General features: G+C 54.5%; 3 protein-coding genes. 2 read left to right on the top strand and 1 reads right to left on the bottom strand.

The annotated features are described in order from the left end of the window. Window positions 1–125 precede the first annotated feature (125 nt). Window positions 126–485, top strand: coding sequence for a DUF559 domain-containing protein (locus AX750_RS20115; RefSeq protein WP_066721607.1), 360 nt, complete (start codon window positions 126–128; stop codon window positions 483–485). 103 nt (window positions 486–588) lie between these two features. Here AX750_RS20115 and AX750_RS26255 read toward each other — a convergent pair whose 3' ends face one another. After that, window positions 589–1533: a hypothetical protein gene (locus AX750_RS26255; protein WP_156450062.1), complete on the bottom strand. Its 945-nt coding sequence runs from the start codon at window positions 1531–1533 to the stop codon at window positions 589–591. A gap of 618 nt (window positions 1534–2151) precedes the next feature. Here AX750_RS26255 and AX750_RS20120 point away from each other — a divergent pair. Beyond that, entirely contained in the window at window positions 2152–2445 is a 294-nt protein-coding gene (locus AX750_RS20120) for a hypothetical protein (protein ID WP_066721606.1), read from the top strand. The last annotated feature ends 20 nt before the right edge of the window (window positions 2446–2465 follow it).

Here is a 2465-nt window from a genome sequence, read left to right on the forward strand (position 1 = left end):
GGCCGGGGAGAGACGGGGGCGGAGGGGCTGACGCCCTCTACCTTTGGTGATCATGCGCGGGGAACCCCTCTCCTGTAAGGAGAGGGGCAGGGGAGAGGTGTCGGCCGTTCTCCGCATGAGGCACCATGGCGACCGAGCGACAGGACTTCGCGAGAAGACTCCGCCGGCAATCCACCAAGCCGGAGGACATCCTGTGGTCGCTGCTCCGCGCCCACCGCCTCGACGGCCTCAAATTCCGCCGGCAGGTGCCGTTGCTCGGCTACACCGTCGATTTCCTCTGCCTCCAGCGCAAGCTCGTCATCGAACTCGACGGCGCTCAGCATGACGTCGAGCGCGACTACGACGCAGCCCGCACGCTGGAGATCGAGCGCCACGGCTTCACGGTGATCCGCTTTCGCAACGAGACGATGCTGAACGACCGCGACGCTGTCGTTGCCGCCATCCGTGAAGCGGCGGGGACCGCGACGGAGAACCCTCACCTGTAAGGAGAGGGTTCTGCACGGACTTGGCTTGGGGGGCGCTTGAGGAGATGGAGTTGCGCCTGGAAGCGTGTGAAAGCGGCGTGCGGAGGCAATTAGGTGACGGAAGCTACGAACGCATTTGGTCGCTGGAATGGGTTCCCCACCTTAGATAAAATGCAAAAAATGGATCAATGATATGTAGTATTTTTTCGTCATCGTCCCATTCGATAACTGCTTCACCTTCGATTTTATCGCGAGCTATCTCCGTCATTTTGACCAATACCCTGCTCACTTCGTGAGACTGTGGTATTTCTCCCGACATCAATTCTCTAAGTTTGCTGCGCACTTCTTCGTACGTCAGTGCCAATTTAGGGCCCGTCGCCGAAATTGCTCGCAATATTGCCAAATAGATGTCGCCCTGGGTTCCGTCGGAGAATGAGCGCGCAATCCGATCTGTTCTTTGACGTGGCCCTGCGGCTAATCTATCGAAGGCGCGCTTCGATGTATTAACTGCGATCTCTGAAAAAAATGAGCGCTCATCGTCGATAGAAATCGACTTTCTTTCAGATAATGTGACATCAATACCATTGTCGGTGCATATTCTTGAACAAAACCATTGCATTAAGTGCGGGCTTGCGAATGATTCGCTTACCAATGTATTCCTGATATGATCTGGAACATCAGCATTCAATTTATCAAACCCAATGTTTGGTATCTCGGATAGCTGGTCATTTGACCATTTTGGGATTTCAATCTGACGGACTCTGCCTGTCATTTCGGTTTCGACTTTAACAACATCATATGCGCGATGAGGAACGGCTAGTACCACAACTCGGAGACCATCGAAAATTTTCTGCTTTAAGGCGCGAATTAAAGATCTTTGAATATCTGTTTCGATGTAGTGAAAATCATCTATTACTATCGTTCCAGTGTAATCTGAAAGTCCTTTCAGTGCGATAACTTTCGATGAGCGCGTTTTCGTTCGAGATTTCGTGATTGCTGACGTCGATTGAGCATCGCCGCCCAATTCAACGCCCACGTTTACAAATCCAGCAGTGGCGCCTAATTTCACTCCGCTTTTCGTCGTTTCGCCGCTAAGCCGAGAGGCTGTTTCTGTCTGGTTTTGCGAAATATCCAAATCGTCTACTATTCTATCCCAAAATTCATCTTCAGTTGCGATTTCTCCGCCGGAGATCCAAATGGATTCATCTTTAGATATGATGCTCTTGCATAGGACGGTTTTCCCGCTCTTTGTCGCGCCCGTGACGGTTATCAGTGAGTATCCATCGGAGATCGCAGATTTCAGCTTTTTCTCAAGGCTAAGCGCTGATCTGGAAACATATGTTACGGTTGGTTGCCCTCCGGCGACAATACTCTGGAAGCCTTAAGTATTGCCATATCGATTTTCCATTGAGATTAATTGCGGCAAATTATTGTGCATTCCGTTTGATTCGACAAGTCTGGCCGCCTTAACAACCGGCTGGCAGCAGTTTCTGCTCAATTGCGACACGCCGCCACGCATTTGAATGGCAGTCCGAGCGCGTGAACCCCTCTCCTTACAGGAGAGGGGTTTCGCGCGTGGTTCCGCACCAGACCTGACGGGTGTCGGTGGAGCGAGCCCCCGGAACAATCCTCCCCACGTCCTGTTTCCCGCGAAAGGGCCGTTCCGGCCGCTTCAGGGAGAGAGATCATGCTCAGGACCACCCTCATCCTCGCCGCGCTCGGCGTCGGGCTGGCGCTGGCGCCGGCCGGGGCGCAGACGGCTCCGGCGGCGCCGGACACCACACCGCTGCCGCCGACGACCTGCAGCACGGAAGAGCTGTCCAAGATGAATGCCGAGACCGCCAAGATGACCGACCCGGACAGGAAGGCGGTCGCGATGAAGGAACTGACCCTGGCCACCGACCTCATGGCGAAGAACGACATGAAGGGCTGCGCCACCCATCTCGGCAACGCCATCCGGATGATTCCCGGGCGGGGGTGAGGGGCGGGGGCTGTGACGGT

This window comes from Methylobacterium sp. CCH7-A2, from assembly GCF_001557075.1.
Lineage (GTDB): Bacteria > Pseudomonadota > Alphaproteobacteria > Rhizobiales > Beijerinckiaceae > Allobosea > Allobosea massiliensis.

Bases quoted from the DNA above. Each gene is read 5' to 3' on its own strand.
- AX750_RS20115 (WP_066721607.1), top strand. From the start codon at position 126: ATGGCGACCGAGCGACAGGACTTCGCGAGAAGACTCCGCCGGCAATCC.
- AX750_RS20120 (WP_066721606.1), top strand. From the start codon at position 2,152: ATGCTCAGGACCACCCTCATCCTCGCCGCGCTCGGCGTCGGGCTGGCG.